This is a genomic window from Actinacidiphila polyblastidii, from assembly GCF_036353415.1.
GTDB lineage: Bacteria > Actinomycetota > Actinomycetes > Streptomycetales > Streptomycetaceae > Actinacidiphila > Actinacidiphila polyblastidii.
On sequence record NZ_JAZEWV010000024.1, the window covers coordinates 41,398 to 60,977 of the forward strand.

The following is a 19,580-nucleotide window of genomic DNA, read 5'->3' on the forward strand; positions in this document are numbered from 1 at the left end:
CCGTCCAGGAGCGGGGCGCGGCGGGCGGTCCTGCCCGTGCCCACGGCGAGTACCGCCGACATGTCCCCTGCCTTCCCCTGGCCGTTTCCGGACTGCTGCGGACGCGCCCCGGCCGGTGGCGTGAGGCGTGACGTGCAGTGGAGCGAGTATCGGAACATCACCCTCCGGATGTCAACAAGTAACTTCTCAGAAGGAGGTACGTTACTTTTTGCCGTCGGCGGCGCCGGGAGACTACGCTGACGCCACCCACCCAGGAGGAACCATGGCCCGCCAGGTCCCGCGTCCCGCGTCCCCGGAGTCGTCGCACGACCCCGGCGCGGTCGACGTCCTCCAGCGGATCCGCGCGGCGCTGCCCGGCCTGGCGCCGTCCGAACGGCGGGTGGCCGACGCGGTGCTGGCCGACCCGGCGCAGGCCGCCCGGCTGGCCATCAGCGTGCTGGCCGAACGGGCAGCCACCTCCGCGGCCACCGTCCTGCGCTTCTGCCGGGCGGTCGGCCTGACCAGCTACCCCCAGTTGCGGCTGGCGCTCGCCGCCGCGGTGGCGCACGAGAACGCGGTGGGCGGCGACCGCCCCGCGCTCGGCACGGACATCGGCGCGGGCGACCCCCTGGAGGACGTCGTCCGCAAGATCATCTACAGCGAGGTGCGGGCGCTGGAGGAGTCCTGCGCCGGTATCGACATCGCGGCCCTGGGCCGCGCGGTCGACGCCGTCGCCGGCGCCCGCAGGATCGACGTCTTCGGCGTCGGCGCGAGCGCGTTCGTCGGCCAGGACCTCCAGCAGAAGCTGCACCGCATCGGCCTGATCGCGTTCATCTGGACCGACGTGCACGCCGCGCTGACGGCGGCCGCGCTGCTGGGCCCCGGCGACGTGGCCGTGGCGATCTCGCACTCCGGCGAGACCGGCGACGCCATCGACCCGCTGGAGGCCGCCGCCGAACGCGGCGCCGCCACCGTGGCCCTCACCAACTTCCCCCGCTCGAGCCTGGCCGCCTGCGCCGACATCGTGCTGACCACAAGCGCCCGCGAGACGCCGTTCCGGTCCGGCGCGACCGTCAGCCGGATCGCTCAACTCGCGCTCGTGGACTGCCTGTTCGTCGGTGTGGCGCAGCGCTCCTTCGACGTCACGACAGCCGCGCTGCAGCGGACCTACGGCGCGGTGCAACGCCGCAAGCGCCCTACGGCCCGCCGCACCCCGTCCGGCGGCTGACCGCCGCCCGCATCGCGACGACCCGCACCGCAGCAACGACCCGCACCGGAACGACCCGCACCACCCGGAACCCCCGGAAAGGAACGACCGCACGTGGACCTCAGCACGCTGGCCGCCCTCGGCACCGAGACCCGCAACGAGCGCACCGCCGACCTCGACGCCATGCCGGTGACGGATCTGCTCACCGCCATGAACGACGAGGACCAGAGCGTGGCCCTCGCGGTGCGCCGGGCGCTGCCCCGGATCGCGGAGGCCGTGCAGGCCGCCGAGGCCGCGCTGCGGCGGGGCGGCCGGCTGATCTACCTCGGTGCGGGCACCAGCGGCCGGATCGGCCTGCTCGACGCCGTCGAGTGCCCGCCGACCTTCGGCACCGCGCCGGAGCAGGTCATGGGCCTGCTCGCGGGCGGCCCCGGCGCGTTCATCACCGCCGTCGAGGGGGCCGAGGACGACCCGCAGGGCGCGGTGGCCGACCTCGAGGCCGCGGGGCTGACCGACGCCGACATCGTCGTGGGCCTCGCCGCCAGCGGACGCACCCCCTACGTGGTCGGCGGCCTGCGGTACGCGCGCGGCGTCGGCGCCGCCACCGTCTCCGTCGCCTGCAACTCCGGCGCCGAGGTGAGCCGGCACGCCGCCATCGCCATCGAGGTCGTCACCGGCCCCGAAGTGCTGACCGGCTCGACCCGGCTGAAGGCCGGCACCGCGGAGAAGCTCGTCTGCAACATGCTCTCCACCGCCACGATGGTCCGGATGGGCAAGGTCTACGGCAACCTCATGGTCGACGTGCGCGCCACCAACGCCAAGCTCGTCGACCGGGCCCGGCGGATCGTCGTCCAGGCCACCGGGGCCCGCCCCGAGGACGCGGAGCAGGCCCTGGCGGCAGCCGGCGGGCACGCCAAGACCGCGATCGTGATGCTGCTGGGCGACCTGACCCGCGACCAGGCGGCCGAGGCGCTGCGGCGCGGCGACGGCGCGATCCGCTCGGCGCTCGGGAACGCCGGCGCCGCGCCTCGCTGACACCCCCGCGCCGCGGCGCCGGGCCGGCCCTGCGGCCCGCGCCGCGGCGTCAGCGCGGGACGGCGGCGACAACGTCGATCTCCACCAGGATGTCCATCAGGTCCGAGCCGACGGTGGTGCGCACCGGATACGGCTGGGTGAAGAACTCCCGGTAGACCGCGTCGTAGGCGGCGAAGTCCCGCCGCAGATGCTGCAGGTGCGCCGTCACCTTGACCACGTCGCCCGTGGTCAGCCCGCGCGCCGCGAGCACCGCCCGCACGTTGCGCAGCACCTGCGCCGTCTGCTCCGCCACGGTCTCGGGCACCGCCCCGGTCACCGGGTCCTGCGGCCCGAAACCGGCCGTGAAGAGCAGCCCCGCCGCGACCACGCCCTGGCTGTACGCGCCGGCGGGTCGCGGCGCGCCGTCGGTGCGCACCGCCTGCCTGCCGCCAGCGCCGCCCGCGCCGTCCGGGCGGCCCTCGCTGTTCCTGCCGTCCTGGTTCTCGCCGTCCACGGTCATCCGGTCAGGTCTCCCTCGCGCTCGTTGACCGCGGCGAAGTGCCGCAGCTTGTCCTCGTCCACGCTGACGCCGAGGCCGGGTCCGGCCGGCACCCGGAGCCGTCCGTCCGCGAGGTGCAGCGGCTCGATGATGTCGTCGGCGTGCAGGTAGTACATGCTGTCGATGGCGCGGGAGAGCACCGGAGTGCTGGCGACGACCGCGAGGTGCGCGGCGGTCGCGATGCCCAGCTCGCCGCCGCTGTGCAGGTTCATGCCGAGCCCGAAGGTCTCGCAGTGCGCGGCGAGCGCCTTGGTGGCCGCGATGCCTCCCCACTTGTAGACGTCGCCGTGGATGACGTCGACGGCGTTCAGCCGCATCGCGGGGGCGAACTCCTCGAACCGCACGACGCACATGTTGGTGCACAGCGGTATGCGGACCTTCGCCTTCACCTGGCTCATGCCCTCGATGCCGGAGCAGGGGTCCTCCAGGTACTCCAGGTCCAGCTCCTCGAGGGCGATGCCGGCCCGCACCGAGTCGGGCACCGACCAGGCCGCGTTGGGGTCGACCCGCAGGTTCACCTCGGGAAGCGCCTCGCGCAGCGCCCGCAGGATCGCCACGTCGCCGCGGACGTCGGTGGTGCCCTTGAGCTTGACGGCCTCGAACCCGCCCTCGGCGACCACCCGCACGGCGTGCTCGGCGAGCGCCCCGGCCAGGGCTCCGCCGCTCGCCCCCGGCGCGTCCGCGCGGGTGATCAGCGCGGTGATCGGCACCTCGTCGCGCACCCGGCCGCCCAGCAGGTCGGTCACCGGCTGCCCGGTCGCCTTGCCCATCGCGTCCCAGCACGCCACGTCGATCGCGGCGATCGCCGCGTACCCGAGGTAGCCGTGGAAGAACGGCACCATGTGGTGCCTGCGGCGGAAGCTCTCCAGCGCGAACGGGCTGGTGCCGATCAGGTCGCGGCCCAGCGACTCGACGATCGCGGCGACCGGCCGGCCCCACATGGTCTCGCCCCAGCCCTCGACGCCGCTGTCGGTGCGGATGCGCACCACCGTGCGGGTCTCTCCCGTCTTCGTCTCGAAGGAACTGGTGAACGGATTGACCAGCGGGAGGTTGACGACCCACACGTCGACATCGACGATCTTCATGCTTCTTCTCTCCAACTCGATGGTGACGGGCCTGACCGGCCCGGTGGTGACAGGGCCGGCGGTGACGGGCCCGGTGGTGGTAGGGGCCGGGCTCAGCGGGTGGCCTCGTCGAACGCCCGGATCGCGCGGGCCAGCCCGGCGGCTCGTGCCTCCAGCAGCCGGCGGCCGTGCGCCGCGTCGGCGGAGGAGGCGTCGTCGGTGGACCCGCCGACCCTCGCCCACTCGCCGTGGCGCTCCACGGTCAGGCCCGGGTGGGGCGGGTGGTCGAACAGCGGCGGCGGCTCCACCGGCGCGCGGGCCGGGACGGGGGTGCGGACCAGGTGCGGGTGGGCCGCCAGCATCAGCGACGTCTCGAACCAGCCGGCGTGCCCGGGGGTGACCTCGGGGCGGCCGCCGTCGTCCTCCCCGGCGGTGACCGTCCAGTACGAGCACGCCGCCGCCGTGACCTCGGCGCGCAGCGCGAACCGCTTGACGGCCAGCCGCATGATCTCGTCGTTCCCGCCGTGCCCGTTGACCACCAGCACCCGGTGGTAGCCGGAGGCGGCGAGCGAGTCGAGGACGTCGTCGAGGACCGCCCCCAGGGTGGACGCGCCCAGCGACACCGCCGCCGCGAAGAGGTGGTGCGGGCTGTGGCCGAAGGGCAGCGCGGGCAGCCGCACCAGCTCCGGCGCCCCGCCCTCCCGGGCGAGCAGCGCCTCGGCCCGGTCGACCACCGCCTCCGCGAGCAGGGTGTCGGTGCCCATCGGCAGGTGGGCGGCGTGCTGCTCCTGCGACCCGATGGGCAGCAGGGCGATCCCCCGCGCCCCCGCCGCGCGGACCTCCTGCCACGTCGACTCGGTCAGCTTCCTCACGATCACCGCACTACCTTCCTGAAACCCGGTCGTGGCAGAGTCGGGCCATGACCGACGAACGTTTCCCCCTGCGACTGGTGCCCGAGCCCGCGCCGGATCCGGTCGCGCCACGAGCGGCGCGCCGGCTGGGGGCGGTCGAACTGGTGCCCGGCCGGATCAGAGCCGCGGTGCTGGACATGTCCGGCGCCGTCCTGGAGCGGACCGAGACCTCCTACGACGCGGCCGCCGCGCGCCCCGCCGACCTCGACGCGGCGCTCGCCCGCGCCGCCCGGGTGTTCGACGGCGGCCCGCCGCAGGGCATCGGCGTGGCGGCGGCCGGCCTGGTCGACCCCGACGCGGGGCTGATCACCGAGGTCCACGACGTGCCGGCGCTCCGCGGCTACCCGGTCGCGGAGCGGCTGCGCACGCTGACCGGGGTGCCGGTCAGGGTCGAGCACCACGCCAGGCTCCAGGTGCTCGGCGACCGGTGGTTCGGTCCCGGCCGAGGCCGCCGCACCTTCGCCTCGGTCTCGACCGGACAGGTGCTGGGCGTGGGGATCCTCTACGCGGGCCAGGTGCTGGCCCCGCCCGGCGGCCGCAGCGGCGCGCACATGACCGTCTCGGCCAGCGGCGAGCGCTGCACCTGCGGCGGCCGCGGCTGCTGGAAGACCGTCGCCACCACCCGCTGGCTGCACGCCAGGGCGCGGGGCGCGGGGCTGGGCCCCGCCGTCTCGCTCGGCGCCCTCGTGGCGCGCGAGGACGACGCCGCGCGGCAGGTGCTCGCCGAGTACGCGGAGAACGTCGCGCTGGGACTGGTGAACATCCAGCAGCTCTTCGCCCCCGGCCTGTTCGTGCTGCACGGCGAGGCGCGCGAGGGCGGCGAGCGGTTCCGCGGGCTGATCGAGCAGCGGCTGCGCGCGGACGTGCTGTGGGACGGCGCCGAGCAGCCGCGGGTGCTGGTGAGCACGGCCGCCGTCGACGACGTGGCGCTGCTGGGCGGCGCGGGACTCGTCCTGTCGCACGGGTAGCGGGCACCCCGCCGGGCGCCGGCCCACCCCGTACCCGCTCATCGCGCCTCCCCGCGGTCCGCGGCCGCGGCGCGAAACCGGCGGCCCCGGCGCGGATCGGGCACCGGCACCGCGTCGAGCAGCTGCCGGGTGTACGGGTGCCGGGGCCGGCGCAGGACCTGGTCCGCCTCGCCGACCTCCACCAGCCGGCCCTGCCGCATCACGGCGATCCGGTCGGCCACCTGCTGCACGACGGCGAGGTTGTGGGAGACGAAGAAGTAGGTCAGTCCGCGCCGCTGCTGCAGCTCGGCGAGCAGATCGAGGATGCGGGCCTGCACCGAGACGTCCAGGGCGCTCGTCGGCTCGTCGAGCACGATGAGCCGGGGTTCGACCGCCAGGGCGCGCGCGATGGAGACGCGCTGGCGCTGCCCGCCGGAGAACTCGTGCGGGTAGCGGTCCTGGATGCCGGCGTCCAGCCCGACCGACTCCAGCAGCTCGCCGACCCGCTCCCTGACAGGCCCGCGACCGCGCCGGCCGCGCGCCGCCGGGTCGTGGGTGACGAGCGGCTCCGCGATGATGTCGGCGATGGTCATGCGCGGGTTCATGCTGGAGTACGGGTCCTGCAGGACCACCTGGACCCGGCGGCGAAGGCGGCGCAGCTCGGCCGGCGCCAGCGCGGCGAGGTCCTGCCCGTCGAAGCGCACGCTGCCGGCGGTGGGCTCCACCAGCCGCAGCAGCAGCCGGGTCAGCGTGGTCTTGCCGCAGCCCGACTCGCCGACCAGTGCGAGCGTCTCGCCCTCGCCGACCGTCAGGGACACGTCGTCCACCGCCACGCCGCCGTGCCGTCCGCCGAACTCCTTGCGCAGTCCGGTCAGTTCGACGAGGGGACGGCGGGTCTGCGGGGCCGTGCCGGCTTCGGTCGTCATGCCAGCTCCAATCGGGGGGTGGCGGCCAGCAGCCGGCGGGTGTAGTCGTCGGCCGGACGGTCGAAGACGTCCAGCACGTCGCCGGTCTCCACCACCTCGCCGTGGTGCATGACCGCGACCCGGTCGGCGGTCTCGGCGACCACCCCGAGGTCGTGGGTGATCAGCAGGACCGCCATGCCGTGCCGTTCCTGCAGGGAGACGAGCAGGTCGAGGATCTGACGCTGCACCGTGACGTCGAGCGCGGTGGTCGGCTCGTCGGCGATGAGCACGCGGGGCCGGCCGACCAGGGCGCCGGCGATCATCACGCGCTGGCGCAGCCCGCCGGAGAGTTCGTGCGGGTACTGCCGGAAGCGGCGCTCCGGGTCGGGGACGCCGACCTCGTCCAGCGCCTCGACGGCCGCGGCCGCGGCCGCCTGCCGGGACAGGCCCTGGTGGTGGCGGAGCGCCTCGGCGACCTGGGCGCCGACCCGCTGCAACGGGTCGAGGCTGGTCATCGGGTCCTGGAAGACCATCGCGATGTCCTGGCCCCTGATCCGGCCGAGCTCCCGCTCCGGGACGGTGAGCAGGTCGCGCCCCTCGAAGAGGACACGGCCGCCGGCGTACACACACGGCGGCTGGGGGTTGAGCCGCAGCACGGACAGCGCGGTGGCCGTCTTGCCGCTGCCGGACTCGCCGACGACGGCAAGGGTCTCGCCCTGCGCCAGGCTGAGGCTGACGCCGCGGACGGCGTGCACGGTGGTGGTGTCGAGCCGGAAGTCGACGGTCAGGTCGTCGATCTCCAGGACCGGTCCCGCGGCCGGGCGGCCGCCGGTCGTCTGCTGGTTCGTGGTCATCGGCGGTACGCCTTCGGGTCCGCGACGTCGCGCAGGGCGTCGCCGGTGATGTTGACGGCGAGGGAGGTGAGCATCAGGGCGATGCCGGGGAAGACCGCGACCCACCAGGAGGTGCCGAGGTACAGCTGCCCGTCGGCGAGCATCGACCCCCAGGTGACGGTCTCCTTCGGCACGCCCAGCCCCAGGTAGCTCAGCGACGCCTCGGCCACGATCGCGGCGGCGATGTGCAGCGTGCCGATGGTGGCCAGCGGCGCCATCACGTTGGGCAGCAGGTGGCGGCGGATGATGGCCACGTCGGTGACGCCGATCGCCCGCGCCTCGGTGACGAAGTCGCGCGAGCGCAGGGACATCACCTCGGCGCGGACCACCCGGGCGTACGACACCCAGCCGGTGATGCCCAGCACGAGGATCACGTACCACAGGCCCGAGCCGAAGAAGCCGACGATGGCCAGCGCCAGCAGGATCGAGGGGAACGCGAGCTGGACGTCGGCCAGCCGCATCAGCACCCGGTCCGGCCAGCCGCCGAAGTAGCCCGCGGCCAGGCCGACCACGGTGCCGATCACGCCGGCGAGCAGCGCGGCCCCGGCGCCGACCAGGAGCGAGACCCGGGTGCCGTAGACGACCCGGGAGAGCATGTCGCGGCCGAGCTGGTCGGTGCCGAGCAGGTGCGCGCCGCTGCCGCCGTGCTGCCAGGCGGGCGGTCTGAGCCGCATCAGCAGGTCCTGCGCGTTCGGGTCGGCGGGCGCGAGCAGCGGCGCGAACACCGCGGCGACCAGCAGGACCGCCAGGACCACCAGCGCGGCCACGGCGAGTCTGTTGCGCAGCAGGCCGCTCAGGGCGGTGGAGCGCCGGCCGCGCGTCGCCCCGGGGGCGGCGGGCGCGGCGGGCACGGGTGTCGGGGTCAGGGTCATCGGGAGGTCCTCACCCTCGGGTCGAGGAAGCTGTAGGAGAGGTCGACCAGCAGGTTGACCACCACGAAGGTGGCGGCGAAGAACAGCACGGTCGCCTGGACCAGCGGGAAGTCGCGGTTGGAGATGGCCTCGATGGTCAGCTGGCCGACGCCCGGCCAGGAGAAGACCCGTTCGGTGAGGATCGCGCCGCCCAGCAGGCTGCCGACCTCGAGTCCGACCACCGTGACCACCGGCAGCGACGCGTTGCGCAGACCGTGCGTGAGCACGGTCCGCACCGGGCCGAACCCCTTGGCGCGGGCGGTGCGGATGTGGTCGGAGCCGAGCACGTCGATCAGCGACGAGCGCAGCAGCCTGGCGACGACCGCGACCGAGTACACGGACAGGGTGATCGCGGGCAGCACGAGGTTGGCGAAGGTCCCGTAGCCGGACGCGGGCAGGGCGTGCAGGCCCACGGCGAACACCAGGATCAGCAGGATGCCCACCCAGAACGGCGGGGTGGACTGCCCGAGCAGGACGCCGGTCATGATGCCGCGGTCCGCGGCGCGACCGCGCCGCATGGCCGCCACGATGCCGGCCGGCACGGCGATGACGAGCGTCACCACCAGGGCCGCGGCGGCCAGCTCCAAGGTGGCGGGCAGCCGGTCGGCCAGCACCCGGCCGACGGGCTCGCCGTAGGTGATGGAGGTCCCGAAGTCGCAGTGGAACAGGCCCCCCATGAAGTCGAGGTACTGCGTGAGCAGCGGCTGGTCCAGGCCCAGGCTGGCGCGCAGCACCGCCTCCTGCTGGGCTGTGGCGTCCGGCGGCAGCAGCGTCTTGACGGGGTCGCCGGAGAGCCGGACGAGGAAGAAGGACACGGTCGCGGTGCACAGCAGCACCAGCAGCGCGGTGCCGAGGCGGACCAGGACGGCCCGCAGCAGTCCGGCGCGCGCCGGCCGGCGCGGCGGACCGGCCTGCGCCGCCCGCGGCGGCCGGAGGGTGAGGTCGCTCATCGGGAGATCTCCGCACTCTGCATGGCCAGCACGCCGGCGGACCCCGGCGTCCAGCGGGGGCGGTCGTTGCGGGCGTAGATGTTGTCGATCTGGTAGAGCGGGACGAAGGGGGCTTCCCGCTGGATCAGCCGCTGCAGGTCGGCGAAGGCGCGCTTGCGCTCCGCGGGGTCGCCGGAGAGCTCCTCGACGTCGATGAGGCGGTCCGCGTCCTCGTCGTGCCACCTGCTCTGGCGGCGGTCGCTGCGGACGTTGGACTGGAGCATGCTCTCCCCGTCCAGCGTCCAGACGGTGCTGGCGGCCAGGTACATCGGGCCGAGCGCCCCGTGGTCGTCGGAGGTCAGCCGGTCGGCGTACGTCCCCGGGTCCAGCAGCTGGACCCGGGCGTGCACGCCGGCCCGGGACAGCAGGCCGGAGATCGCCTCCGCGACGTTGGAGTCGACGTTGGAGGCGGTCAGCGAGGTCGAGAAGCCGTGCGGGTACCCGGCCTCCGCGAGGAGCGCGCGGGCGGTGTCCAGGGAGCGGGTGAAGGGCTTGACCGAGGGGTCGAACCCGAAGGCCCCGCGCGGGATCATCGCGGGCACCTCGGCGGCCTTGCCGCCGAGCACCGCCTTGATCAGCAGCGGGACGTCCACGGCGTGGTTGAGCGCCTGGCGCACCCGGCGGTCCTTCAGCGGGCCGTTCTCCAGGGTGTTCAGCGAGAGGTACGAGGTCCTGATGCCGGTGTGGCCGTCGAGCCTGACGCCGCCGTAGCCGTCCAGCTGCTGCGCCGCGTCGGGGGTGAGGCCGGCCACCAGGTCGACCTGGCCGCTCTGCAGCGCGGCGAGCGAGGACGAGGGGTTGGGCTGCGGGCTGAAGACCAGCTCGTCGACGTGCGGGCGGCCCTGCCAGTGGCCCGGGAAGGCCCGCATCCGCAGCTCGTGGTCGCGCTGCCAGCGGACGAAGGTGAACGGCCCGGTGCCGACCGGGTGTTCGGCGAAGCCGGTGTCCCCGACGGCGGCCAGGTAGCGGGGCGGTACGACCACTCCGCCGAAGAGCGAGAGCTTGTCCGGCAGGATCGGGTCGTGCACGGTCGTGTGCACGTCCACGGTGAGCCGGTCGACGACCGAGACGTCCTTGACGTAGCGCAGTTCCACGATCGGCGACTTGGTCGCGGGGGACAGCAGGCGTTCGACGCTGAACCTGACCGCGTCGGCGTCGCAGGGCTCGCCGTTGTGGAAGGTGACGCCGGGGCGCAGGGTGAACCGCCAGGTCGTCGCGGTGAGAGCGGTCCAGGTGAGGGCCAGCCGCGGGTGCAGCAGGTTGTCCATGCCGCGGGCGGTGAGCGTGTCGAACATGTTGACCAGGGCGTTCATCGAGGTCATGTCGCCCTGCTTGTGCGGGTCCAGGGTCTTGGGGTCGCCGGGCTGGGACACCCGCAGGACGTTTCCCGCGCTGCTCGCCGGGCTGGTACCGCAGCCGGTGAGCAGCGCGGGCGCCGCGACGGCCGGGATCAGCAGGCCGCCGAGCCGCAGGACGTCACGGCGGGCCGGGTGATCGCGGTCCACGCGCCTCCCTCGACGCAGTCGTTCCATTGAGAAGCACATCCGTTCCGTCAGATGGAATGGTGATGCGCTAAGCTAAGACACATGACGAAGATGGTCAACACCCGAGCCGGCGAGCAGGGCCGCGCGAAGGGCCCGATCGACAAGGCGATGGACGTCCTCGAAGCGCTCGTCGAACCCGGTGGGCCGCACCGGTTGGGCGATCTGGCGGCGCGCACCGGCCTGACGAAACCGACCGTCCACCGCCACCTGCAGACCATGGCCGAGGTCGGCTTCGCCCAGGCCGTCGACGGCGGCCGGTACCAGGCGGGTCCGCGGCTGCTCGGACTCGCCGCCGCCGCGCTCCACGACGACCGCGGCCTGCGGCTCGCCCGGCCCGTGCTGGCCGAGCTGCACCGGCGCACCGGCCGGCTCGCCTCCTACGCCGTACGGCACGGGGACGACGCGGTGCACCTGGAGCACTCCGAGGCGCCCCCGGAGTTCCGGATGGAGGTGCCGTCCGGCAGCCGAACCCCCCTGTACCTGAGCGGACTCGGCCTGGCGATGCTCTCCGCGCTGCCGCCGCGGGAGTGCGCCGACGTGCTCGACGCCGCGCCCCCGCACACCTGGGCGGCGCACCCGCTCGGCGGCCCCGACGGTGTCCGCGCCGCGCTCCGTGAGGCCGCCGAGCGCGGCTACGCCGTCGACGACGGCTACGGCGAACCGGACGTGCGCGCGCTCGCCGCGCCCGTGCTCGACCGGTCGGGACGCGTGGTCGGCGCACTCGGCGTCTCCGGACTGACGTTCACCCTCGACGACGAGAGCATGCTGCTCTTCGGGCCCATGGTCCGCGCCGCCGCCCGCGCCGTCTCCGCGGGCCTCGGCGGCCCGGCGCCGGCCCTGGGAGTGGCCGGCCGGGGCGCGGAGCGGAGCGCCGGGCCGGACGGGGGCCGGGCATGAGCCCCCTGGGAGACCTGCTGGCCGCCGGTCGCGGCCGGCGCGTCTACTCCGCGGCGGCCTGGTCGGTCGGCGACGCCGCCGGCCCGAAGGACCGGGGCTGGATCGGCACCAGGAGCTGGACGGGCGAGGCGCTGGACGGCGACGACCTCTGGGACCTCGCCTCGGTCACCAAGCCGGTGGTGGGACTGGCGGTGATGGCACTCGTCGACGAGGGCGCGCTGCGACTCACCGACACCGTGGGCGACCACCTGCCCCAGTACCGCGGCGGCGACAAGGCCGGGCTGACGGTACGCCACCTGCTCGCGCACACCTCCGGCATCCCCGGCCAGGTGCCCCTCTACCGTGAACACCCCACGCCCGCCGGCCTCCTGGAGGCGGTCCGGCTGCTGCCGCCGACCGCGGCGCCCGGCACCCGGGTCCAGTACTCCTCGCAGGGGTTCATCATCCTCGGCCTCATCGCGGAGGCCGCCGCCGGCCGGTCGCTGGAGGAACTGGTACGGCGGCTGGTCTGCGACCCGCTCGGCATGGCCGGCACCGGATTCCGCCCCGGCGCCGAGGACCGGCGCCGGGCGGTGGCCACCGAGGACTGCCCGTGGCGCGGCCGGATCGTGGTCGGCGAGGTGCACGACGAGAACGCGGCGGTGCTCGGCGGAGTCGGCGGGCACGCCGGCCTGTTCGCCCCGCTGGCCGACATGGAGCGCCTCGGCAGTTCCCTGGCCGGCGGCGCACGGGAGCTGCTGCGGCCGGAGACCTTCCGGCAGATGACCGCCGACCACACCGAGGGCCTGGCCCTGCGGCGCGGCCTGGCCTGGCAGGGCCAGGACCCCGCGGACTCTCCCGTCGGCCGGTCCTTCGGCCCCGCCTCCTACGGCCACACCGGCTTCACCGGCACCAGCCTCTGGGTCGACCCCGCGACGAGCCGTTACGCCGTCCTGCTGACGAACCGGGTGCACCCCTCCCGGGCAGGCGACGGCATCACGGCCGTCCGGCGTGCCTTCCACGACGCGGCCGCGGAGCCGACCCCCGGCACGTAGCTGACCGCCGTCCGTCTCCGCGGCGGCTCCGGACGTGGCGCGCGGCAGCCCGCGGGCGGGCGCCGGACGCCGGGGACCAGGCACGTCCACGGCCGCCGTCCACGCCGGACGCCTCCGCGCACAGCGGCGCATGACGCCCGGTCAGGGGCCGTTCGCCCGTCCTCAGGAATCGTCGGCCGCGCCGGAGAACGCGGGGCCGAGCAGCACCTGGGCCCACCGGGAGGGGCTGACGGCGTCGTCGACGCAGAACCACAGCGTGGTACGCCCCCGCGCGTCCTTGATCGCCGCGAGTTCGCCGGCGCGACCGTTCTTGCGGAGCGGGTTGGTGCTCTCGCCGTCGATCTGGTGGAACCCCTTCGGGGTGATCGCGACCTCAGGGCCGCTCGGCGGGGCGACCTCCGGCGGCACCAGCCAGAGCTGTGCGCGCTTGGGCGCCTCGAACACGGCCGCGTTGTCGGTCCCGGAGGTTGCCTGGAACCCCGGGCCCGACGTGCAGGACGCGTACACGCCGACGCCGTCGGTGCTGCGGCCGAGCACGCCCGTCGCGCCGACGCCCTCGACGCCGAAGCTGAGCTCGCTCCTCCCCTGCACGCCTCCGGAGTCGCCCTTGCCGCGCACGCCGATGTCGTCGGAGCGGCCGCGCACCCCCGCGTGGCCGTCGGCCTCCCAGGCGGTGTCGCGCGGGGTCGGCCCCGAGTAGCCCACCACCCCGGCGGCGCCGCGGCCGAACACGCCCGCCGAGGCGCCGCCGGAGCCGAAGACGCCGGCCTGCCTCGTCTGCTCCTCCTGCTTGTCGCGCAGCGCCGCGTGGACGTAGCCGACCACGCCGTTCAGGCCGGTGCCGACCAGGCCGTTGCCCGCGGGGAGCACGCCGACCGCGCCGCCGGTGTCGAACTCCACCGACCCGGTGGCGTGGATGCCGTCCACGCCGTCGGCGACGGTGCGCAGCACCTTGCCGTCCTTTGTGCCCACGTACACGACGAAGTCGTCGGCGTACCCGTTCTCGGCGGTCGTCGCCACGACGATCGTGCGCTCCTCGCTCGAGTTGGTCCGGCCGGCGGTCAGATCGTCGCCGGCGCTCGTCGCTCCGCTTCCCACGGGGGCCTCCGTTGCGCGTCTGCGGGCGGCTGCGCCCACGGTCGATGGGGCACGCCCCGGTCGCCCGGCCGCAGGAGCGGCCCGTCAGGGACGGCGTCCCTCCAGCCTCGGGCCGCCGTGCGGGGCCCGCCCGACGGGTGCGGCCACTCGACGTACGGCCGGCGTCGGCGCGTGCACCCTCAGCCCTGCAAGGGCGGCGGGGCGGGCGCGTCCAGCGGGTTGCCGGCCATCCTCGCGGCGAGCCCCGACCGCACGGCGCCGGCCGCCGAGCTGCCGGGCTTGCGGACGGCCTGGTCCTGGAAGCACGCCAGGAACCGCTCGGCGAGGTCGAGCCGCGGGTGGCGCGCCAGCACCTCCGCGCGGAAGCCGGCCGGGAGGTCGGCCGCGCCCCTGCCGACGATCTCGGTGGCGGTGGCGAGGTTCAGCAGCCGCGCCTCGGGATCGGCGGACGCGTCCACCTCCGGCCACATATGGCGGACGATCAGGTCGGACAGGCGCTCCGCGCGCTCAGCGGACCACCCGGCGCCGGCCGCGAAGACCCGGGCGACGTGGCCGCCGGCCTCCTCGAAGGCGACGGTGTGGCTGTCGAACGCCGGCGCCAGCCCGAGGTCGTGGAACAGCGCCGCCACGTAGAGGAGTTCAGCGTCGAAGGCGACGCCCTCCGCCGCCCCGCGGGCGGCCGCCCACAGGTACGCGCGCAGCGAGTGGTTGAGCAGCGCGGGGGAGAGGTAGGCGCTCGCCACCCCCAGGGCGGCGGCCGAGGCCGCACTGCCGGGCACGACGACGTCGTCGACGGTCGTGGCGGTACGGGTCATCGCCGGCCCGCCTGCGCGGAGTCGTCCGGCACGACGCGGATGACCGTCTTGCCGGAGCGGCGGCGGCCGGGTGCGAACGCGGCCGGCACCTCGGCGAGCGGGCGCACGTCCCCGACGACCGGCTTGAGCCGTCCGTCCCTCACCCGCTGGACGAGGTCGGCGAGCCGGACCCGGTCGGGTTCGACGACGAAGAAGACCGCCCGCCCGTCCGCGGGCCTGACCGTGGGCGGCGCGGCGATGGTGACGAGGGTGCCGCCGGCGCGCACCAGCGCCGCCGAGCGTTCCAGCACCTCGCCGCCGATCACGTCGAAGACGACGTCGACCTCCCCGGCGTCCTCCAGCCGGTCCGCCCGCAGATCGACGAAGGCTTCGGCCCCCAGGCCGAGCGCGGTGTCCCGGTCGGCGGACCGGCCGGTGGCGACCACCCGGGCCCCCGCCTCGCGGGCGAGCTGGACGGCGATCGACCCGACGCCGCCGGCCGCGCCGTGGACCAGGACCGTCTGCCCGGCCGTGAGCCGCCCGTGGTCGAACAGGCCCTGCCACGCGGTCAGCCCGGAGATGGGCAGCGCCGCGGCCACGGTGTGGTCGACGTCCGCGGGCAGCGCGGCCAGGTTGCGGGCCTCCACCGCGGTGTACTCCGCCAGCGAGCCGTCACGGGCCCAGTCGGCCATGCCGAGGACCCGCTGGCCGACGGTGAGGCCGGTGGTGCCGTACCCCAGCTCCTCGACCACCCCGGACAGTTCGTGCCCCGGCACGCTCGGCGTCCGGTCACGGCCCGCCCGGTCGGTCCAGCTGGTGGGCCAGGCGAGCTCCCCGGGAGTGAAGCCCGCGGCGTGCACGCGCACGATGACGTCGTTCTCGGCGGCCTGCGGGCGCGGCAGTTCGGTCAGCGCGAGCCCGCTGACACCGGCGTCGCGATCCCGGACGGTGATGGCTTGCATGCGGATTCCTCTGGTGGGCTGGGTCTTCGGCGGGCGGGTCCCCGGTGGGGCCGGTTCCTCCGCCGGGCCGGGCGTGCGTCCGGCCCGGCGGCGGTGGTCACGTGGACGGATGCCCGCCAGGCCCGGCCGCGCCGCCGATCCGCCGCGATCTCGACCGTACGCCCCACCCCGTCCATCCAGGTGGGCCATTTCCCCCCCGCGCGGCTGGGCCACTTCGCCGCCGCGCCGCGCCGCGCCGTGCTCCAGCGCTCCGCACCGACCGGTGTGTAACGTTTCCCGGCTCCCACCGCGTCATTGAAGTGTGGTCGACGGGGAGGGACGAGCCTGATGCGCAGAGCGGCGACAGAGGCATACCAGGAGTTCGCGGCGGCACGGACGGGACACCTGTTCCGGTCCGCGTGTCTGCTGACCGGTGGGGACACCCACCTGGCGGAGGACCTCGTCCAGGAGACGCTGGGGCGGTTATACGTGGTGTGGGGCCGCGTCAGCGAGGTCGACAACCCGGCCGGCTACGCCCAGACCACCCTCGTGCGCGTCTTCCTCACCCACCAGCGGCGGCAGAGCAGCCGGGAGAGCCCGGCGGCCGCGCTGCCCGATCAGGCCGCCCTGGACTCCGGCGGCGACGCCGCACTCCGGGTGGCCCTGCTGACCGCACTGGCCGCGCTCGGCCCCAAGGACCGGGCCGTGCTGATCCTGCGCTACTGGGAGGACCGCAGCGTCGAGGAGACGGCAGCGGTCCTGCAGGCCAGCGCCGGCGCGGTACGCACCCGGTCGACACGGGCGCTCGCGCAGCTCCGCCGCCACCTGGAAGGCAGCCACGCCGACCTGGTCACCGGCTGAGCGGCGTCGACTCCTCTCGCGCCGACTCCATCCCCGCCGGCTCCGCCCGCGCCGAGTCCCCCGCAGCGCCCGCCGATCCCGGCCCCCGCAGACCCCGACCCACCCCGACGAAGGAGACCGTGACCCGCCATGCCCTTCCACTCCGACGAAACCCCCGAGCCCACCGAGGCCGCAGCCTTCACCCACGTACTCCACCAGGCCGGTGACGGCCTCACCCCGGCCGACAGCCGCGCGCTGGCCGCCGCCGGCTTCTCCCGCGGCCGCACCCTGCGCCGCCGCCGGACCGCGATGCTGACCGCGGGAGCGGCCGTCCTCGCGATCGCCGGGACCAGCGGCGTGCTGGCCGCCGTCTCCGGCCACGACGGCGGCGCCCGGACCGGGGCCACCGGAACCGGGGTGGCCGCCGCCCCCGACCTGTCCGGCGGAACCCGTGTGGCGCAGGCGTCGGCGACCACCGCGGCCGCCCCGCGCTCGTTCACCGCACGGCAGGTGGAGGACCTGCTGATCTCGCAGCTGCCGCACGGCAAGATCTCCGGCCGGGTCGGCCGCGGCACCGACGACGTCGCACCGTACGCCCACGTGGTCTACGACGACGGCCACGGCGCGGCGGCCGTCGAGGTCGTGGTCCAGGCCGAGGGCGAGGGGCTGGAGGACTGCGCGCCCATCATCGCGGCGGGCGACTCCTGCACGCAGAACCACGTCCACGGCGGCACCCTGACCATCCTGAAGACCTGGGAGTACCCCGACCACAGGACCGACACCAAGGAGTGGCTGGCCGAATTCGTCCGGGACGACGGCTCGCTGGTCTCCGTCAGCGAGTGGAACGCCCCCGCGGAGAAGGACGCCCCGGTCAGCCGCCCCGCACCGCCGCTGAGTACGGCCCGCCTCGCCGCGATCGCCACCGACCGGAGCTGGGCGCAGGTCATCGCCGCTATCCCGCCCGGCGTCAAGTAGCCACGCCCCGGCGGCAGGGCCGCCCGCTCGCCACGGCACAAGTGCCCAGCGGCACACCTGCCGTGGCGAGCGGCGCCGGAGGACGGAACGGGCGCGCCGCCCCCGGCGTCGGTGGGCACCACCCGTCGGCGGGCGCCGCTTTCGGGAAAGCGGAATTCCGCACCGTGCCCGCAAAGCGGCGGCGAACCGGCGGCGAACCGGGCGGAAATCCCTCGCATGATGAATTCCGAACCGCGCGCAGGAGAACGAAGCGGACGTACCCCATGCTCTTGGCAAGACGCAGCCGAATATGCCGCGCTGGTGCGGCGGTCCGCCCCGGACGTCGGCCGATGGCCTTCGGCCGCACGGCTGTTGCATCCGCGAGAGCACTCGGCGGACGGTGGTCCCGGCGGTCGCGGTAATGCCGCTCGGGAATTGATCGCGCAATTGGCTGAATACAGGCGGAGTTCGGGATCCGCCCTATTGCGGGGCCGTCGCTATCGGCCCGGTAAACCCCCTAAAGCGGGGAGGGAACGAGGCGGCGCCACGGCCGGTGCGCCGCCACGGTGAGGACGAGAAGCGTGACGGCGGCCCACAACGGCGTGCGCAGGTCGCTCTGCCGGGCCACCAGGCCGCCGGTGAGGGCGCCCAGTCCCGCGGCGCCTATTCCGAAGAGCCGGAAGGCGGACACGACGCGGCCGAGCAGATGATCCGGGGTGAGCGCCGCGCGGGCGGAGCTGGCGGCGACGCTGATGAGGGTGGAGGCGGCGCCGATGAGCCCCAGGAAGCCGGCGATCGCGATCGGCGCGTGGACGGTGGCGATGCCGAGCCAGGCGAGCGCCTGGAGCGCGGTGGCGAGCGCCATGGTCTGGCGGTGGTTCAGGTTCCGGGTGATGCGGGCGGCGCGCCACCCGGTGGCGATGCCGCCGAGGGCCCCGAGGGCCAGCAGGAGCCCGTAGCGCGAGTCGGCGATGTGCAGCGGGCCGGTGGCGTAGAGGACGAAGGTGGCCATCGCCACGTTGTAGGCGAAGTTGTAGGCGGCCATGGTGGCGGCCAGTTCGCGCAGCTGGGCGCTGCCGCGCAGGTGGGCGAGGCCCTCGCGGATCGCGGCCAGCAGCGGCTGCGGCTTCCCGGCGGCCGGCATCCTCGGCAGCCGGCCGATGCACAGCGCGGATGCGGCGAAGGACAGCGCGTCGCCGAAGAAGGGCAGGAAGCGGCCTGCGGCGAAGGCCAGCGAGCCGCCGGACGGCCCCAGCAGGGAGCGGCCGACGGTGTCGATGGACCAGTAGCGCCCGTTGACCTTGGCGAGCACCTCCTTGTCGCGTCCGGCCAGGGTCGGGATGACCGCCTGTGAGGACGCGTCGAAGAAGCAGCCGGCGATGCCGGTGAGCAGGATGACCGCCACCAGGAGGAGCAGGCCGGCGTGGCCGGTGAACACCAGGACGGCGAGCAGGCCGATCAGGCAGGCCCGTACCAGGTCGGCGGTGAGCATGACCCGGCGACGCGGCCACCGGTCGGCCAGCGCTCCCGCGGGCAGCCCGGCGATCAGCCAGGGCAGGTAGAAGGCGGCGGTCACCGTGGAGACGGCGAGCGGATCGCGGGTGAGCGTGGCGGCGAGGAGGGGCGCGGCCACCTGGAACGCGCCGTCCCCGGTGACCGAGACACCGGTGGCGGCCAGCAGGGGAGTGAGGGAGGCGGCATCCCGCGCGGTGGCCAGGTCCACCGCGCGGGAGCCGGACCTCAGAGAGACAGCCACTCTGGGGCGAATTCGCCGCGGTGCAGGTCCTGGACGAACGATGTCCAGGCCGGCCGGCCGAAGCTGAGAATGGGGCCGTCGCCCTTGTCCTTGGTGTCGCGCACCCCGATCACTTCGGGGGTGACGGCCACCTCTACGCAGCCGCCTTCACCGCTTCCATTCGCTTTAAACCAGAACGCGCCGTCAAATGTGGAGTCGGACACGGATTCCTCCAGGTAAGGAGAGTGGCCGTCGGGGGGTTGGGGTCATGAAGCCAGCGGCTCGGCGAAGCGGCAAGAGGGCCCGTCGAATACTGGCCATTGACCACGCGCGGGAGGTGAATTTGCATCTATACTCCTGTTGT

At 74.7% G+C, this 19,580-nt stretch carries 20 protein-coding genes; 7 read left to right on the plus strand and 13 right to left on the minus strand.

Annotated elements, in window-relative coordinates; translation table 11 throughout:
- The first annotated feature begins 262 nt into the window (after positions 1 to 262).
- Entirely contained in the window at positions 263 to 1,207 is a 945-nt protein-coding gene (locus V2S66_RS24150; RefSeq protein ID WP_330798344.1) for a MurR/RpiR family transcriptional regulator, read from the plus strand.
- A gap of 93 nt (positions 1,208 to 1,300) precedes the next feature.
- A complete protein-coding gene (murQ, locus tag V2S66_RS24155; protein ID WP_330798346.1) occupies positions 1,301 to 2,221 on the plus strand; it encodes an N-acetylmuramic acid 6-phosphate etherase in 921 nt (306 codons plus the stop codon).
- Positions 2,222 to 2,270: 49 nt separating this feature from the next.
- On the opposite strand, the gene V2S66_RS24160 is transcribed toward murQ, so the two are convergent.
- From V2S66_RS24160 to V2S66_RS24170, 3 genes are all read right to left on the minus strand, one after another.
- Complete coding sequence (locus tag V2S66_RS24160; RefSeq protein ID WP_330798348.1) at positions 2,271 to 2,720, minus strand: RidA family protein; 450 nt, start codon at positions 2,718 to 2,720, stop codon at positions 2,271 to 2,273.
- Complete coding sequence (locus V2S66_RS24165; protein ID WP_330798350.1) at positions 2,717 to 3,844, minus strand: mandelate racemase/muconate lactonizing enzyme family protein; 1,128 nt, start codon at positions 3,842 to 3,844, stop codon at positions 2,717 to 2,719. The genes V2S66_RS24160 and V2S66_RS24165 overlap by 4 nt, the downstream gene beginning before the upstream one ends.
- Positions 3,845 to 3,936: 92 nt before the next feature.
- Positions 3,937 to 4,701: a creatininase family protein gene (locus V2S66_RS24170; RefSeq protein ID WP_330798352.1), complete on the minus strand. Its 765-nt coding sequence runs from the start codon at positions 4,699 to 4,701 to the stop codon at positions 3,937 to 3,939.
- A gap of 41 nt (positions 4,702 to 4,742) precedes the next feature.
- On the opposite strand from V2S66_RS24170, the gene V2S66_RS24175 reads away from it, so the two are divergent.
- Positions 4,743 to 5,702 (plus strand): ROK family protein, encoded by a 960-nt coding sequence (locus tag V2S66_RS24175; protein WP_413966472.1) that lies wholly within the window; start codon positions 4,743 to 4,745, stop codon positions 5,700 to 5,702.
- Positions 5,703 to 5,740: 38 nt separating this feature from the next.
- Here the strand turns inward: V2S66_RS24175 and V2S66_RS24180 are convergent, their stop codons facing one another.
- Genes V2S66_RS24180 through V2S66_RS24200 form a run of 5 tightly spaced genes read right to left on the minus strand, consistent with a single transcriptional unit; the run spans position 5,741 to position 10,911 of the window.
- Positions 5,741 to 6,607, minus strand: coding sequence for an ATP-binding cassette domain-containing protein (locus V2S66_RS24180; RefSeq protein WP_330798353.1), 867 nt, complete (start codon positions 6,605 to 6,607; stop codon positions 5,741 to 5,743).
- On the minus strand, positions 6,604 to 7,440 hold the full coding sequence (locus tag V2S66_RS24185; RefSeq protein WP_330798354.1) for an ABC transporter ATP-binding protein: 837 nt from the start codon (positions 7,438 to 7,440) through the stop codon (positions 6,604 to 6,606). The genes V2S66_RS24180 and V2S66_RS24185 overlap by 4 nt, the downstream gene beginning before the upstream one ends.
- On the minus strand, positions 7,437 to 8,351 hold the full coding sequence (locus V2S66_RS24190; protein WP_330798355.1) for an ABC transporter permease: 915 nt from the start codon (positions 8,349 to 8,351) through the stop codon (positions 7,437 to 7,439). Before V2S66_RS24190 ends, V2S66_RS24185 begins: the two co-directional genes overlap by 4 nt.
- Entirely contained in the window at positions 8,348 to 9,340 is a 993-nt protein-coding gene (locus V2S66_RS24195) for an ABC transporter permease (protein ID WP_330798356.1), read from the minus strand. The genes V2S66_RS24190 and V2S66_RS24195 overlap by 4 nt, the downstream gene beginning before the upstream one ends.
- Positions 9,337 to 10,911, minus strand: a complete 1,575-nt coding sequence (locus tag V2S66_RS24200) for an ABC transporter substrate-binding protein (RefSeq protein ID WP_330798357.1) — start codon at positions 10,909 to 10,911, stop codon at positions 9,337 to 9,339. Before V2S66_RS24200 ends, V2S66_RS24195 begins: the two co-directional genes overlap by 4 nt.
- A gap of 54 nt (positions 10,912 to 10,965) precedes the next feature.
- Here V2S66_RS24200 and V2S66_RS24205 point away from each other — a divergent pair, with 54 nt between their 5' ends.
- Together V2S66_RS24205 and V2S66_RS24210 are read left to right on the plus strand one after the other, a co-directional pair.
- Positions 10,966 to 11,820: an IclR family transcriptional regulator gene (locus tag V2S66_RS24205; protein ID WP_330798358.1), complete on the plus strand. Its 855-nt coding sequence runs from the start codon at positions 10,966 to 10,968 to the stop codon at positions 11,818 to 11,820.
- Positions 11,817 to 12,854, plus strand: coding sequence for a serine hydrolase domain-containing protein (locus tag V2S66_RS24210; protein WP_330798359.1), 1,038 nt, complete (start codon positions 11,817 to 11,819; stop codon positions 12,852 to 12,854). Before V2S66_RS24205 ends, V2S66_RS24210 begins: the two co-directional genes overlap by 4 nt.
- Before the next feature lie 162 nt (positions 12,855 to 13,016).
- On the opposite strand, the gene V2S66_RS24215 is transcribed toward V2S66_RS24210, so the two are convergent.
- The 3 genes from V2S66_RS24215 to V2S66_RS24225 all read right to left on the minus strand — a co-directional run bounded on the left by V2S66_RS24215 (position 13,017) and on the right by V2S66_RS24225 (position 15,708).
- Positions 13,017 to 13,952: a hypothetical protein gene (locus V2S66_RS24215; RefSeq protein WP_330798360.1), complete on the minus strand. Its 936-nt coding sequence runs from the start codon at positions 13,950 to 13,952 to the stop codon at positions 13,017 to 13,019.
- A 179-nt stretch (positions 13,953 to 14,131) separates the two neighbouring features.
- Complete coding sequence (locus V2S66_RS24220; RefSeq protein WP_330798362.1) at positions 14,132 to 14,767, minus strand: HD domain-containing protein; 636 nt, start codon at positions 14,765 to 14,767, stop codon at positions 14,132 to 14,134.
- On the minus strand, positions 14,764 to 15,708 hold the full coding sequence (locus V2S66_RS24225; protein ID WP_330798364.1) for an NADP-dependent oxidoreductase: 945 nt from the start codon (positions 15,706 to 15,708) through the stop codon (positions 14,764 to 14,766). Before V2S66_RS24225 ends, V2S66_RS24220 begins: the two co-directional genes overlap by 4 nt.
- A gap of 327 nt (positions 15,709 to 16,035) precedes the next feature.
- Here V2S66_RS24225 and V2S66_RS24230 point away from each other — a divergent pair, with 327 nt between their 5' ends.
- Both V2S66_RS24230 and V2S66_RS24235 read left to right on the plus strand, forming a co-directional pair.
- Positions 16,036 to 16,548 (plus strand): SigE family RNA polymerase sigma factor, encoded by a 513-nt coding sequence (locus V2S66_RS24230; RefSeq protein ID WP_330798366.1) that lies wholly within the window; start codon positions 16,036 to 16,038, stop codon positions 16,546 to 16,548.
- Between the two features lie 129 nt (positions 16,549 to 16,677).
- Complete coding sequence (locus V2S66_RS24235) at positions 16,678 to 17,502, plus strand: hypothetical protein (RefSeq protein ID WP_330798368.1); 825 nt, start codon at positions 16,678 to 16,680, stop codon at positions 17,500 to 17,502.
- 496 nt (positions 17,503 to 17,998) lie between these two features.
- On the opposite strand, the gene V2S66_RS24240 is transcribed toward V2S66_RS24235, so the two are convergent.
- Complete coding sequence (locus V2S66_RS24240) at positions 17,999 to 19,237, minus strand: MFS transporter (protein WP_330798370.1); 1,239 nt, start codon at positions 19,235 to 19,237, stop codon at positions 17,999 to 18,001.
- Positions 19,222 to 19,440, minus strand: coding sequence for a DUF397 domain-containing protein (locus V2S66_RS24245; RefSeq protein WP_330798371.1), 219 nt, complete (start codon positions 19,438 to 19,440; stop codon positions 19,222 to 19,224). The genes V2S66_RS24240 and V2S66_RS24245 overlap by 16 nt, the downstream gene beginning before the upstream one ends.
- Positions 19,441 to 19,580: the final 140 nt, after the last annotated feature.